This window comes from Photobacterium toruni, from assembly GCF_024529955.1.
Classification (GTDB): domain Bacteria; phylum Pseudomonadota; class Gammaproteobacteria; order Enterobacterales; family Vibrionaceae; genus Photobacterium; species Photobacterium toruni.
Map to the genome: position 1 here is coordinate 751,573 of NZ_AP024854.1, position 16,010 is coordinate 767,582.

Annotated in this window: 10 protein-coding genes and 2 tRNA genes; all 12 read right to left on the bottom strand. The window is 37.6% G+C overall.

Features of this window, described 5'->3' with window-relative positions; translation table 11 throughout:
• Positions 1-131: 131 nt before the first annotated feature.
• On the bottom strand, positions 132-1,412 hold the full coding sequence (locus OC457_RS03865) for a sigma-54-dependent transcriptional regulator (RefSeq protein ID WP_080173356.1): 1,281 nt from the start codon (positions 1,410-1,412) through the stop codon (positions 132-134).
• Complete coding sequence (locus OC457_RS03870; protein ID WP_080173357.1) at positions 1,402-3,786, bottom strand: ATP-binding protein; 2,385 nt, start codon at positions 3,784-3,786, stop codon at positions 1,402-1,404. The genes OC457_RS03865 and OC457_RS03870 overlap by 11 nt, the downstream gene beginning before the upstream one ends.
• Before the next feature lie 191 nt (positions 3,787-3,977).
• Positions 3,978-4,484: a YfbU family protein gene (locus OC457_RS03875; protein WP_080173358.1), complete on the bottom strand. Its 507-nt coding sequence runs from the start codon at positions 4,482-4,484 to the stop codon at positions 3,978-3,980.
• A gap of 338 nt (positions 4,485-4,822) precedes the next feature.
• Positions 4,823-6,577: a formate--tetrahydrofolate ligase gene (locus OC457_RS03880; RefSeq protein ID WP_080173359.1), complete on the bottom strand. Its 1,755-nt coding sequence runs from the start codon at positions 6,575-6,577 to the stop codon at positions 4,823-4,825.
• A 531-nt stretch (positions 6,578-7,108) separates the two neighbouring features.
• On the bottom strand, positions 7,109-7,849 hold the full coding sequence (gene pflA / locus OC457_RS03885) for a pyruvate formate lyase 1-activating protein (protein WP_080173360.1): 741 nt from the start codon (positions 7,847-7,849) through the stop codon (positions 7,109-7,111).
• 378 nt (positions 7,850-8,227) lie between these two features.
• Positions 8,228-10,501: a formate C-acetyltransferase gene (pflB, locus tag OC457_RS03890; protein WP_080173361.1), complete on the bottom strand. Its 2,274-nt coding sequence runs from the start codon at positions 10,499-10,501 to the stop codon at positions 8,228-8,230.
• 56 nt (positions 10,502-10,557) lie between these two features.
• Positions 10,558-11,424, bottom strand: a complete 867-nt coding sequence (gene focA, locus OC457_RS03895; protein ID WP_080173362.1) for a formate transporter FocA — start codon at positions 11,422-11,424, stop codon at positions 10,558-10,560.
• 507 nt (positions 11,425-11,931) lie between these two features.
• On the bottom strand, positions 11,932-12,741 hold the full coding sequence (gene xthA, locus OC457_RS03900) for an exodeoxyribonuclease III (RefSeq protein ID WP_080173363.1): 810 nt from the start codon (positions 12,739-12,741) through the stop codon (positions 11,932-11,934).
• A gap of 187 nt (positions 12,742-12,928) precedes the next feature.
• Positions 12,929-13,690 (bottom strand): SDR family NAD(P)-dependent oxidoreductase, encoded by a 762-nt coding sequence (locus tag OC457_RS03905; RefSeq protein WP_080173364.1) that lies wholly within the window; start codon positions 13,688-13,690, stop codon positions 12,929-12,931.
• Positions 13,691-13,901: 211 nt separating this feature from the next.
• On the bottom strand, positions 13,902-15,539 hold the full coding sequence (locus OC457_RS03910; RefSeq protein WP_080173365.1) for a response regulator: 1,638 nt from the start codon (positions 15,537-15,539) through the stop codon (positions 13,902-13,904).
• 132 nt (positions 15,540-15,671) lie between these two features.
• Positions 15,672-15,756, bottom strand: a tRNA-Tyr gene (locus OC457_RS03915).
• A gap of 90 nt (positions 15,757-15,846) precedes the next feature.
• Positions 15,847-15,931: transfer RNA gene (locus tag OC457_RS03920), tRNA-Tyr, on the bottom strand.
• Positions 15,932-16,010 lie beyond the last annotated feature (79 nt).

The window sequence follows — 16,010 nt, forward strand, 5'->3', positions numbered from 1 at the left end:
CAAATAGATTAACTCTTGCTACAACTTTATCAATAAGCGAATAAAGAACAATGTAAAAAGTGTATGTGGTCGGCATTAGAATGATAAAAAAATCCCCAGAGCGGCTTAAATTCTGGGGAATCGGTGGTTATTTATAGCGGTTGGTTTGAGCGTACTTTATATTCCGCTTTATCGAGACCGTGTTTTTTCATTCTCAAATACAATTTTTTACGGGGTATTTGTAAGTATGATGACACTTCATTGATACGGCCTGAAAAAAGGTATAGCGCATCTTCAATCACTTGTTTTTCATAGCCATCAACCAGATCATCAAGTGGGCTACTCATTTGATCTAGTGGTTTTGAACGTTCTTGTCCTGCAAGTTTGACGATCCCTATCGCGTATAATTCAGCTACATTTTTAAGCTCTAATACGTTTCCTGGCCATTCATAACGATTTAATATCGCAAGGTAAGCTTTATCAATCGCAGGAATCGCTTTATTCAACTTTTTACAACTTTGCTTAATATAGTGTTTAAATATCAATGTGATATCACTACCACGTTGACGCAAGGTTGGTAAATTAAATCGTACTTGGCTCAAAAAGTAGAATAATTCCGGTAAAAATTGTTCAGTTTCAACTGATTCTGTTGGATCACCATCAAATAAAGCGATGACGCGAACTTCTTTTTTCCCTTGGCGTTCTTGTTCAAGTAAAAAACGACACAGCCATTGTTGAGTTTCAATTGGCATATGGTGTGGGTTACATAAACATAAACAACCACTGCGCGCCGAAATCATACTGCGTTGTAAATCAGGCGTACGAGTAATATTTGCAGCATTGACTTCAACAAAAGGGCCATTACTTAATTGACTATTTTGATGAAGTAATTTTGCCACTGTATGGCGACCAGTGCCGCTTTCACCTTCAATCAACACATCTTTAGTTGTTAACGCGATAGTTTTTAATTGTTCGCGAATTTTAATGATGAGAGGACTCTCTCCCAATAATACTTCCGCTGTTGTTGTATGTAAGGTATTACGTTGTTCAATGATTTGGCGACGCTGAGGTAAATATTTTTCAAGCAGCGTAATTAATTCTTTAGGCTGTAATGGTTTTTGTAAAAAGTCGGCAGCTCCTTTTTTAAGCGCACCCACAGCCATTGGAATATCACCATGACCCGTAATAATAATAACGGGTAGCTCATGATCATACTGCTGAATTTTGGCTAATAATTCCATACCATCTAAGCCGGGCATATACATATCAGACACAATAACACCTGGCCAATTACGCTTTAGCATTCCTAAAACTAAGGTCGAGTCAGTTACTGTTTGTGCTTTAAATCCAGCTATTTCAAGTAGTTCTTGATAGGCTTCGACAACATCATGATCGTCATCCACAATCAGTACTTCAATATCATCACTTATCATATTTATTTAACTCCAGTACGACCATTGCTCCACCCGTTAAACTTGAAGCAAGGAAGATTTCACCCTTTAGTCGCGTCATAATTGAACCACAAATACTTAACCCAAGGCCTAACCCAACATCTTTGGTGGTGGTAAAGGGAATGAATAATTTATTAATGATAGTGGCGTCAAAACCATCACCGCTGTCATATACAGCCAACCGAATGATATTCGATGGGCTATTTAGTTGAATAATTGTTATTTCACGCTGTTCACAGTGAGCAACTGCATCACAGCCATTAACTAACAAGTTAACTAAAATTTGCTCTAGTTGCACTTGATCAGCGAGCGCATAAAGAGGGTAGTCAATCGTATTTACTATTGTTGTTTTTTGTACTTTAGCTCGACTTTCTACCAATATTAGTGCTTGTTTGATTGAATCATGAATATCAACTTTGCTTAATGGTTTGGTTGCTGATTGTTTTTTTGCAAAGTTTCTAAAGCTTACGATGAGTTTACTCATTCGAGTAACAAGATCGTCTATTTTTGTCAGATTTGTAGGTAGATTTTCGTATTTTTTATGATCAAGTGCAAGTTTTGCACTAAATATTCGCGTCGAAATCGCAGATAACGGCTGATTAAGTTCATGTGCAAGTGATGTCATCGTTTGACCCACCACTGCCATTTTAGCAGCTTGAATTAATTCATCTTGAGTTTCAAGTAAATCGCCTTCAATCCGTTTACGATCTTCGATTTCATCTCGTAGTTGCTGGTTGGTGATGGTCAGTGATTGGGTTTTCTCTGCAACTGTATTTTCAAGCCAACGAGTGGTATTTTCTTGTTCAGTAATATCTGTCATTGTAATAATTACTTTGTCATCATTACCTTGAGTGAAGGTACGGAAATCTAACCGTAAATATAAGCTATGATTATTTGGAGAGACTAATTTTACCGTCATGTTATATGCACCATTTGTTAGTAATGGTCCATTAGTGGTAAATAAGTGCTTCAAGGTAGTGATGGTTGCACTATTAAACAAATCCCAGACTTGATGCTTTTTAGTGATGTGACAAAAATTTAATTGTTTTAATGCTTGGGGATTTACAGATTCAACAGCACCATTAAGATCACAGGTAATAATGCTGGCTTGAGTATTGTTGATTAAGTTTAGTGCATTAGAATTTTGAATTTCTTGCATTTGTTGGCAAAAATAACGCAGGTTATCTCCTAAGATACCAATCTCATCAATACCTGTTGTTTGAATATTCGCATTAAGGTTGCCGCTGGCTATGGCTTGTAAATCTTGACCGAGAAGATTTAAGCGTTTGACGACACCTCGACCGACTAAATAAATAGATAAAATGATACTAAGAATTATCGTAATAAAAACGACGCCAAATAAAACAACATTACTGATCCAAATTGAACGTCTAGTTTTGCCATTTAATTTAGCTAATGCTTTATCTGCATGACCCACAAGTGTCTGAATTATATTTTCTTGTTGCGTTAATTGATCACGAATATTGCCTTGAGTCTGTGTTATTTTTATATTGTTTATATTATCTTGAATTAATAATTTTTTTAGGTGTCCAGTAGGTGTAACTAATTGTGTAAATTCTTGCTGTAATTGACGATAAGTAATCGTTGATGGGTAATTATTTAATTGTTTACTGATTTTTTTTAGTTGTAATATTTTATTTGAAATTGCATCAAAAGAAGCATTAATATCATTATGTTGACGATGACGAATACTTTCTTTAATCAGTTGATGTAATTCATTTACATTAACAGTAATTGTCTGAATAACTGAAAATTCAGCCATGATATTTTTTATATTGGTATCATGGTCGAGCTGTAATTTCTGAGGGCTATTTAGTAACCGCATCATTTGCCATTCAATTTCTAGCCGCAGTGGTTGTAATTCATCAATTAAATCTTGATGTAACCATTTAATCGTATTTTCTGTTTGTTTTAACGAAAGCTGTAATACATTTCTTTGTTGTAGTAATGCAATATAACTATCGATATTTGCAACTAATAATTGTTGCCCTGATTTTATTTTTGGGTAGTAATATAAACTAGAAATATTATCTATTGATTGTTGAATCGCTTTTAAAATAGAGACTATATTTTTTTTAATTGCTTTATGCTTTAACGGATTAGTATTCATATCTAATGCTGTTAACGCGGCTTGTAATTCTGCGGTACTACGTTCTAAACGATAACTAGAGCGTAATGTTGGCATATTATCATTCGTTATCGTGCCAATTTGCTGGCTTAGTTGTTGCCATGTTAATGCGGCAATAACACTGACACTGATAGTTAAAAATGCCATTAATATAATGGCTGAGGTCAGACGATTACCGATAGTATTATTCTTTACACAGCGAATCATTATTATTATGTATCCCATATATAATGGCATATTGCTAATAAATGTAGCCTTATTAGGTAACTAATTTATAGCGAAGAAGTGCAGTAATTATACGCCAGTGGCTGAAATGATCGCTAATAGTTTTTATCTTTTAAGGGAGGGGGAAATCGAATGACGCCATAAAATCAAGTTTATGGCGTAAATGACGAAAGCTATGCTGTAATAATTTGTTGAATTTCACTACATGATAAATGATAGTGACGTGGGCATCCGCGCCAAATAGTTAGCATGCGCAGGTATTTATCAAGCATAGGTACATGACTATTAAACTGATGTTCAGTTTTAGGGAACTGTGGATATAGGCCTTCATCATGAGTTAGAAAACGGACGTAATTAACTAACTTAGCTTCAGTTATTGTATCAAAACCTAAAAATTGTAGTCGACGTTGATCAATGTCTTTTGCGCCATCACAGCGACAATCTTCTAAATTAAAAGATTCTTGAAGTGCATGGTACATTTCCATTATTTCAAGAACTTGTTTGCATTCATCTTCTGACACTTCGCCAAAATCTTTGTTAAGTTCACGCATCTGTAAACAATAACCACGTTCAATAATCATCTGTAGACGATGATATTTTTCAGCATTTTCAGGCGTAAGTTTTGCCATGATGTAATATTGATTTGATAGAATTAGACGTTGAGCGTTAGTCATTTCCATTATAGTAAACCTCAAATTTTTTATAGATTGCTCTCATTCCGTTTTTATTATTTGGCGGTAATGAGCACAAGGAATATTTGTTATGAGCGTGAGATTAGCAGGTTGAGTGTAAAATAACATGATCTGACACCGCGAATAGGATTATTTTTTGTTAACGAATGTTATCCATTTGATATGTTAGTAAAAATCATATCTATTTGATTTTAATTAAAAACCCTTATTTTTGTAGGTTTATTTAATCGTTAAATATTATTATCATATGGATTGATACCCAAGGTAGGGTAAGCGTATCGGTAACCATGATGATCACCGATACTTAGCTGCTTAATGATGTGACTTTAGCTTAGGCCAATAATATTGCCATCAGCATCAAGATCGAGGCTCATAAATGCAGGCTTTTCAGGCAAGCCGGGCATAGTCATTACGTTGCCGCATAGCGCATAGATAAACCCAGCTCCCGCACATAATTTTAACTCTCTTACTGGTACCGTAAAATCAGTTGGTGCGCCTTTAATATGGGGTTCAGTGGTGATTGATAATGGTGTTTTGGCCATACATATCGCCAAGTTATTGAAGCCTTGTGCTTTTAATTTGGCTAACTGTTGGGTCGCTAAAGGTGATAACTCAAGACTGTTAGCACCATAGCCAACTTCAGCTATCGCCATTAATTTCTCTTCAATGGTTTGATCTAAGCGATACAATGGCGTGAAATTCGCAGGTGTTTGACATGCATTTACAACAGCTTGTGCAAGTTCTATTGCTCCTTCGCCACCTTTGGCAAAAGCTTCACTTAGCGCAACATCAACATGAACATTAAATTCAGTTGTTAAAATCAATTGTTTTAATTGTTCAAGTTCTTGATCGGTGTCTTGTGGGAAGCGATTAATTGCAACTACAACGGGCACACCATATTTAGCCGCATTATTAATATGCCAACGTAAATTTTCAAATCCTGCTAATAAAGCTGCGCTATCTGGTTCAAAGATAGCATCAGGTAGCGATTGTCCTGGCTGTAAATTATAAAGTCCAGAGTTCGCTTTTATTCCACGTAAGGTTGCAACAACGACAGCACAATCAGGACCCCGTTGTGCTTGTTGTGCTTTAATATTGCAAGCTTTTTCAAATCCCATATCAGAGCCAAAGCCACCTTCAGTAATCGTAAAGTCACTTAATTTGAGGGCTATTTTATCAGCGATAATTGAAGAGTTACCATGAGCTATATTGGCAAATGGGCCTGCATGAATGAGGGTTGGAACACCTTCTAAGGTTTGCATTAATGTCGGTTCAATGGCTTCACACATAGTAACAGCCATTGCGCCTGCAACCTGAAGATCTTCGGTAGTGACAGGTTCGCCATCAAGGTTATAAGCAACCACTATTTTACCTATACGTTGACGCATATCAGCGAGATCAGTCGCTAAGGCTAAAATTGCCATTAATTCAGAAGCGGCTGAAATATCAAAACCATCATGACGCTCAAGGCCATTAATGGTTTTTCCTGGTTCATTTTGACCAATGGTGATCATACGTAACGTACGATCATTGTGATCCATCACTCGCTTCCAACTAATATTATTTATATCAATGCGTAGTGCAGGTAAACCTGTGTGGGCAGTAAAAGCGTCATAACCTAGACGATCTTCATGATAAAGACGAGCATCTAATGCCGCTGCGGCAAGGTTATGGGCTGCGGTAACTGCGTGAATGTCACCTGTTAAATGTAAATTAAGCTTTTCCATCGGTGCAACTTGGCTGTAACCGCCGCCAGCAGCCCCACCCTTGACACCAAATACCGGTCCCATTGATGGCTGTCGAATACAAGCAAAAACCGAGCGTTTAATTTTAGCTAAACCTTGCGCTAAGCCAATCGTAGTGACTGTTTTACCTTCACCAAGGGGAGTCGGTGTTATTGCCGTTACTAGTATTAGTTTACCTTCTGGCTTATTAATTAATCGCTTTAAAATGGCAGGCTTAACTTTGGCTTTTAAGCTACCTTGAGGCGTAAGTTCGTGTGCTTCAATGCCTGCCTTTAAGGCGATGCGATCAATTGGTGTAAGTAAAGTTGCACGGCAAATTTCGATGTCGCTTTTCATGATAGCTTATTTCCTCATCGGCAGAGAGAGTAATACTAAATACTTATTTAACTGCAAATCTGTCTTTTTATGCTTACGCAATCGTTTGCTTTTGGTTTATACCATAATTTTATCATGGATAAATATCATTTTATGTTTTTTTATAAGGTCATTAGTATTTAGTCAAAGATAAAGGGGGAATATTTTAAATTGGTATTGATAATGAAAGCTATTATTCCAATATTAGTTATTGGTTGTTTTTTGCTTCACATTTAAAGTAGATAACATATAAAAAATGACCCTGATCAATGAGGGCGTAAATTTAGTAAAGGAAGTTATCATGCAAGAGCCCGTAACTAAGTGGCAATATACACTACCAATTTCACTGTTAATTATGGTGTTGTTAATTGCTTTTCTTGTTGAAATATTACCTTTGTCACGATAAATCAAATTTTTTCATCGGCATTAAATAGAAAAGAGCGGCTTATCTAATCCCTTCAAGGATAAAGATAAACCGCTCTTTTTTTGTATTAACAGCAATGATGATATCGCTTAATACATTACTTTTTTACCATAGCTTGTAAGAATATTCTTAATGTTTTCCATGGTTTCTTTTTTCGGTGGCTTAACCCCAGTTAATGGGTATTCAAAGCCTAGTGCTTCCCATTTATGTTCACCCAGTTGATGGTAGGGAAGTAGCTCAATTTTTTCGATATTATCCATGTCTTTAATGAACTCACCAAGTAGGTGTGCAGATCGTTCATCATCCGTATAGCCAGGAACAATAACATAGCGGATCCATGTTTTTTGACCGCGCTGGTGTAAGTAACGTGCAAAATCAAGTACACGTTTATTAGCAACACCGACTAAATCTTGATGGATAGTATCGTCCATTTGTTTAAGATCAAGCATGACGAGATCTGTTGCGTCTAATACTTCATCAACGACATCGGTATGTTTACGAATATAGCCATTAGTATCAAGACAAGTATGAATGCCATCAGCTTGTGCTGCGCGGAAGAAATCTCGAACAAATTCAGGCTGCATCATAGCTTCACCGCCAGATGCAGTGACACCACCACCTGATGCATTCATAAAGTGACGATAAGATTTAGCTTCGAACATTAATTCTTCAACTGTTGCTTCTCGTCCACCATGAGGATTCCATGTATCACGGTTATGGCAATATTTGCAACGCATTAAGCAACCTTGCAGAAATACAATAAACCGAATTCCTGGGCCATCGACGGTTCCGCAAGATTCGAAAGAGTGAATACGACCTGTTACTGACATTGTTCTATTTCTCCGCATACTGCGTTTTATTTATATGTTATTTTATTACAAAAGAAGATCTGAATATAGCGAAAACTCAATCTGTTAATTGATATGGCTACCTAAAAGTGGGTGCCATTTATATTTGTTGTATTGCTTTTTTTAATCATTGTCGGTTTTGTTGTTGCCAAATTTAATGTACCACTGCATTGAGCATACCGTTGGAAGTTTAATGTGTTTGAAAGGTGACTCTTAATTTATGGTATTGGTATAAAGATTGGGATAAATATGATTACAGCAGTGTTTGATATTACTATCTTTAAATTGAGGGTATAAAAAAACCGGCTATATAAGCCGGTTTTTATTAGGAAGCGAACTTCCTACACAGAAGACTCTATATTATAGAGAAGCTGTGAAAGTACGAGCGATAACGTCAGCCTGCTGTTCAGCAGTTAGAGAGTTAAAACGCACAGCATAACCAGATACACGGATAGTTAACTGTGGGTAGTTCTCAGGGTGCTTAACTGCGTCTTCTAGAGTTTCGCGGTTAAGAACGTTAACGTTTAGGTGTTGACCACCTTCGATGCCTGACTCATGGTGGAAGTAACCATCCATTAGGCCAGCAAGGTTAGTTTCTTGAGTATCAAGATCTTTACCTAGTGCGTTTGGAACGATAGAGAATGTGTATGAAATACCATCTTTAGCGTGTGCAAACGGTAGTTTACCTACAGAAGTAAGTGAAGCTACAGCGCCTTTTTCGTCACGACCGTGCATTGGGTTAGCACCTGGTGCGAAAGGAGCACCTGCACGACGACCGTCTGGAGTGTTACCAGTCTTCTTACCGTACACAACGTTAGATGTGATAGTTAGGATAGACTGAGTAGGGATCGCATCACGGTACATCTTGTGAGTACGGATCTTGTTCATGAAACGCTCAACAAGGTCACAAGCGATGTCATCTACGCGAGCATCGTTGTTACCAAATTTAGGGTAATCACCTTCGATGCTGAAGTCTACGGCTAAGCCATCTTCATCACGGATAGGAGTTACTTTAGCGTATTTGATTGCAGATAGTGAGTCAGCTGCAACAGATAGACCAGCGATACCACAAGCCATTGTACGCTTGATGTCACGATCGTGTAGAGCCATTAGCGATGCTTCGTAGCTGTACTTGTCGTGGCTCCAGTGAATTGCGTTTAGAGCAGAAACGTAAGTTGTTGCTAACCAATCCATGAAGTGGTCTAGACGAGCTAGAACATTTTCGTAATGGAAATCAGCATCAGCGATTGGCGCTTCTTTAGGACCCACTTGGATCTTAAGCTTCTCATCAACGCCGCCGTTGATTGCGTAAAGCATAGTTTTAGCAAGGTTAGCACGTGCACCAAAGAACTGCATTTGCTTACCAACAACCATTGGCGATACACAACAAGCGATAGCATAATCGTCAGAGTTCATGTCTGGACGCATTAGGTCATCGTTTTCGTACTGGATAGAAGAAGTATCGATAGATACCTTCGCACAGAACTTCTTGAAGCCTACAGGTAGTTTCTCAGACCAAAGAACAGTGATGTTTGGCTCTGGAGAAGGACCCATTGTGTATAGGCTGTTTAGGAAACGGAAGTTTGAACGAGTAACTAGTGTACGACCGTCAAGACCCATACCACCCATTGATTCTGTTGCCCAGATTGGGTCACCAGAGAACAACTCATCGTATTCAGGAGTACGTAGGAAACGAACCATACGTAGCTTCATTACGAAGTGGTCGATCATTTCTTGCGCTTGAGCTTCAGTGATCTTACCAGCGGCGATATCACGCTCGATGAAGATGTCTAGGAAAGTCGAAGTACGACCTAGAGACATTGCAGCACCGTTTTGTGATTTAACAGCAGCTAGGTAGCCGAAGTAAGTCCACTGAATAGCTTCTTGTGCAGTAGCAGCAGGTAGTGAAATATCACAACCGTATTTAGCAGCCATAGTCTTGATTTGACCAAGTGCACGGTGTTGCTCACAGATCTCTTCACGACGTTGCATAGTCATTTGAAGATCTTCGCCCTTTTCAAACATCTCTTCTAGAGATTTGAATTGAGCTAGCTTGTCAGCCATTAGTTTGTCGATACCGTAAAGCGCGATACGACGGTAGTCACCAATGATACGACCACGGCCGTATGCATCAGGAAGACCAGTTAGAACACCAGACTTACGACATTTGATGATAGAAGGAGTGTAGATATCGAAAACACCTTGGTTGTGTGTTTTACGAAGTTCTGAGTAAACCTTCTTGATAGTAGGATCTAGTTCACGACCGTATACTTTGCATGAGTTTTCGATCATGCGGATACCACCGTTAGGGATCAAACCACGCTTAAGAGGCGCGTCAGTTTGAAGACCTACGATAGTCTCAAGCTCTTGGTCGATGTAACCAGCATCGTGTGCAGTGATAGTAGAAACAACGTCAGTATCGAAATCAACAGGTGCGTGAGTCGCGTTTTCCTGTTTGATGCCTACCATTACAGCTTCCCAAAGTTTAGCTGTAGCTGGAGTTGCTTCTGTCTCTAGGAAAGAGCCGTCACCTTCGAAAGGTGTGTAGTTCTTTTGGATAAAGTCACGAACGTTTACTTCGTTCTGCCAATCACCAGCTGTAAAGCCTTCCCATGCAGCAAATTGCTCTGCCATTGTATACCTACCTATTACTATTCAGTAGAAAAAAATAAGTGTTATCGTGTCAAAACTTAGTGATGGCTATTGCCATTAAGTTCTGGACGACGATGAATAATCCAATATGTTAGACCAACTAATACACCACCACCAATGATATTACCAATGGTCACTGGGATTAGATTGTTTACAACAAAATTATGAACTGTTAAATCTGCAAACTGAGCAGGGTCGATACCTGTCATTGTCCAGAATTCAGGACCAGCGAATGCATGAATTACGATACCCATAGGGATCATAAACATATTTGCAATACAGTGCTCAAAACCACATGCAACAAACATTGCAACGGGTAGCAACATTACCATAACTTTATCAGTAGCACTACGGCATGAGAAAGTCATCCATGTTGCAAGACAAACCATTAGGTTACATAACATACCTAAAACAATGGCTTGTCCAAAATCATGATGAAGTTTATGTTGAGCAATTTTCATTGCATTAATACCCCATTGGCCATTTGCGCCAAGGTGTTGTTCTGCAATCCAAATACAAGCAACGAAGAAAATTGCTCCAACAAAGTTACCGAAGTAAACAATGCCCCAGTTTTTCATTAACTGACTAGTAGTAATGCGACTGCTTGCACGAGCAACAGTGGTTAATACAGAAGAGGTGAATAACTCGCCACCGCATATAACTACTAGGATTAAACCTAAACTAAATGCTAAACCACCGACAAACTTAGACATACCCCAAGGCATATCACCAGCGCCAGTAGTAACTGTTGTGTAAAATACAAAAGCAATTGAAATAAAAACACCAGCAGTTATCGCTAAAAAGAATGACTGTAATGGGTGTTTTGTCGCTTTATAAACGCCGACTTCTTCGGCTTTATGTGCCATTGCTGGTGGCATCAGTGAGTCAAAAGGATTAGTTTCCATTTTCACAGGGGTGCTCTTTAATGGTTTAAGTTTGGCTACAAGAATAATAGCAAAGGTTGTGAATCATAAACTTGATCTGGATCATTGCGGTGAAAATTTATAACAAAATTAGACATATTATGACACTGCAAAATAATGTAATCATTTGAATTTAAACGGTATAATTTTTTTGAGAAAACTAAAAAAAATTTTAATGTAATTTAATTTCATAATTTTACAACCATAATCACAAAATTAAGCGCCATTTAAAATCAATAAGTTATGATTATTGATATATTTTTTTAACGTATTTATGCCGCTTAAAAAATATTGATTCAACTTTTTTTATATTCATTTTGGCGATGAATAATATTCATCAATATAGTTTAAGCTTATTCTGTAAAGGTATTGTTCCAGCGCCGTGATGAATATATATGCAAAATAACCCAAAGCCGCTACTAATGATAGTCGGCTTTGGGTTGTCATTCTTATATTAGCTTTGGTTACTTTTGAGGCTTAATGACGGCATCAATTGTTGAAGGTTGACCAAATGGGTGCGTGATCTGAGGGTTTTTCTATGCTACGAAGCTCATAATCGATACCGGATTCAATGCAACGATCTGCCAATGTTGGTGTGGCTAGAATGACATCAATGCGCAGGCCTCTATTATCAACAAAGCCTTTTGAGCGATAATCAAACCACGAAAATTGATCGTCTACTGTTGGATGCAATTGGCGGAAAGTATCAACAAACCCCCAGTCTAATAATGTTTGTAGCCATTGACGTTCAATGGGTTGAAATGAGCATTTCCCTGTTTTTAACCAACGTTTAGCATTGATAGGACCAATACCAATATCTAAATCGATAGGGCTGATATTAATATCACCCATTACGATAAGTTGTTCATCGTTAGTATGTGCGGTGTTAAGGTAATTCATCAGATCTGTGTAGAATTTTTCTTTCGCAGGAAATTTAGTTTCGTGCTTAACGTTATCACCTTGAGGAAAATAACCGTTCATTATGGTTATATTGCTGCCATTTTCTTGTTTAAACGTTGCCATTATCATGCGGCGTTGCGCTTCATCATCATCGCTTGGAAAGCCTTTTTGAACGCTAATAGGTTCTTGTTTACATAACATAGCGACACCGTAATGGGCTTTTTGACCATGAAAGTAGACTTTATAGCCCATTGCCTCGACATCTGCTAACGGAAATGCATCATCATGAACTTTAATTTCTTGTAAACCGATAACATCAGGTTGATGCTTATCAATAATAGCTTGAAGTTGATGTAAGCGAGCACGTAGTCCATTGATATTAAATGATATTACTTTCATTGTTTATTCCGATTAATGTCAGTTTTAATGATGGATAAACAAGGATATTAGCATAGATGAATGATGAGAATCGTGTCTATTTATTGGAAGAACGCTGGGATAAATTAATATGGGGAGAAGATAATAAGAGAAGGCAGCGAGAAAGATAAAGAACTGCCTTCATGGTGTATATTTATTACTAGCGAAATTAAGCAACGATTTTAGGTTGGCCGTCAGATGCAGTTACACCACCATCAACAGGTAGGTTAACACCATTAACGAAGCTTGCATCATCACTTGCTAAGAAGCTCATAACAGCTGCTACTTCTTCAGGTTCAGCGGCACGACCAAGTGGAATGCGTTCGTTAAATTTATTACGAATATCATCAGGCCAGCTATTGGTCATATTAGTTTTCACAAGGCTTGGGCATACAGAGTTAACACGGACACCTTGTAGGCCAAAATCCAGTGCAAGGACACGAGTTAAGTTAACAATCGCACCTTTTGATACGCAGTAGTAAGCTGCACCCCAGTCAGCACCTAAACCCGAAACAGAGGCGTTATTAACAATGCAGCCTTTACTTTCAATTAAGTGAGGCAATGCATATTTAGAGCAGTAAATAGCACCATTGATATTTACGCTAGATATTTTTTCCCAATCTTGAATGCTACCGTCCAAAATTGTACCTGGAATATGTACGCCTGCATTATTGATTAAGATGTCAATTTTATTGAAGTTCTTAATTGTTTGTTCGATAAGATTTTTTACTTCAGCTTCATTTGAAACATCCGTTTTAACCGATAATGTTTTACTTGCGTTCAATTCACTATGTACTTTATCTAATGCGTCTTGATAAAGATCAGCAAGCACAACAATAGCACCTTCAGATGCAAAACGGTGTGCTGCAGCTTTACCCATGCCATTACCAGCGCCTGTAATTATTACAACTTTTCCTTCAAAGCGATTCATGTTTTTGCTCTTATGTCATACAAATAAATAATATTGCGATCATAAATAGGCGATGAATCATATTTCGTGACATAGATCACTTAATTGCTATTACCAATGCAAACAAGTAAATAACTAAATATTATGAAATATAATCTTAAATAATAATTAATATTTTATTGTTTTTTTACTTAAATATACTTTTTTATGCTGTATTTGTAGGCGTTTTTTATTAAAAACTTTCTTTTTGATCTTTATATTGTTGCTGTAGCAGCATAAACCATTCTAATAATGGTGAAGCGAGAGGCATTTTCTTTATTTGTCGTAGACTCGTATTGATATCGGGATGGTGCATTTGTTGTGTCATCAGTAAGCTATTGATACGGCCAAGATGAGCTTCCGTATTATAAGGATAATCACGCAAAATGGTTTGATAGATACAGTAAGCACGTTGAGGATCTGGATCTATTGTTGCTTTTGCGGTGGCTAACTGTTCAATTAACAAGCGAATATTTTCGATAATAAATTTATTCTCTTGAAGTTGATTAAGACGGTGGTGGCAATGATCATCCAAAACATTTTGCGTCATTATTGTTTGATATGCTTCTTGAATTAATCCCGTTTCTCCAAAATGAATTAATAATGGTAAAGCATCGACTATTATCGCCATCGGAGCTTGTGACATTTGGCCAAAATAGTATTTCAAACCATGTAATAAACGGCGTTTTGCTTTTAAAGGATGCTTATTGGTTGCGGCAAACCTAGCTAAGGTAATATGGCGAAATGCAGTGAGAATTATTTTTTGATGTCGAGTCAGTCGTCGGCGTGCTTGCTGATGGAGTTTTGTAAGCTGTTTGATTAATTGTTGTTGGCGCTGTGGGGATAGCTGTTGGCTATGAAGTTGTTCAAATAACGTCGTAAATTGAGCAAATTGAATGATCCAATCATTATCAATTAGCGGTAAATGCGTTACCAGTATTTTACCTGTTTTCATAAATAAAGATGGATCGTTGGTTTTTACTGCTAATTGAGCGGTCAGTAATGAACGATGACTGATGCTTGGGGTAAGTCTTAGTGCTTGGTAGGCAATGTCTTTTGCTGCATTTGATTGATGCTGTTGCTGTAATAAAACAGCTAATTCATCATAAGCTTCAACAAATAAGGGAACTTGTTTAATTAATATTTGTAATTGTTGAATCGCAGCGACATCATCACCTTGTTTATGCATTAATTGAGCTTTACGTAGTATTAATTTGTGATGCTGGCTACGTTCACTAAATAACGTTAATAACTGTTGTGCTTGTATCCAATCTTGTTGGTCGATCAATAAATCAAGTAATATAATTTCAATATCAATATTGTGACCATGCAACTGTAATAACTGCCGACATAATGAAATAGCCGTCGAAATGTGCTTATTTTCTAGGGCGATATAAATCGGCTTACGCTTTAAACAAGCTTGATAAACCGTCACGATACGTTGTTTTAATATGCCTATATTGAGTGGTTTACTCAAAAAACTATCGGCATCCATACTTATCGAGGTCACAATGACTTCAGGAGTACGATCGCCTGAAATAAAAATAATGCCACAATATGAACTGATACAGTTTTTTTTTCTCATAACAGTGAGAAGTTCACTACCGCTAAGTTGTGGATCAAGGTGAAAATCAATTAGGATCAAATCATAAGCTGTGGTTTTACAAAGTTGTAAGGCATTCTTGCAGTTAGTTGCAATATCAATCGTAGTAAGATCAATACTGTGAAGAATATTTTGGATCAGTAATGCAGAAGAAAGCTGATCATCAATAATCAAAACTTTCACATGTTGCCAATCGATAATATGAGTAAAAGGCGAGACTTCTGCCATAACGATCCCTGTTCAAAGTAAATAACTATATGCAGTATGGCACATATCTATACGTTAGTTTGCTTAGTTGATCGTTTGATGTCATTTATTTTTGATATAAAAAAACCAGCTGCAAGGCAGCTGGTTGAATGATGGTGGTGGGAGAAGGATTCGAACCTTCGAAGGCAGTGCCGGCAGATTTACAATCTGCTCCCTTTGGCCACTCGGGAATCCCACCACTGGATGTTGCTATAGTTATTCATTACTAGGGTAATTAAAGGCCACTTTAACTACCGAAAAACTGTGATAAAACAATTTTTCAAAATGATGGTGGTGGGGGAAGGATTCGAACCTTCGAAGGCAGTGCCGGCAGATTTACAATCTGCTCCCTTTGGCCACTCGGGAACCCCACCACGGGGTATTACTGTAATTATTCATTACTAGGGTAATTAAAGACCACTTCAATTACCGAAAAGTTATTATTAACAACTT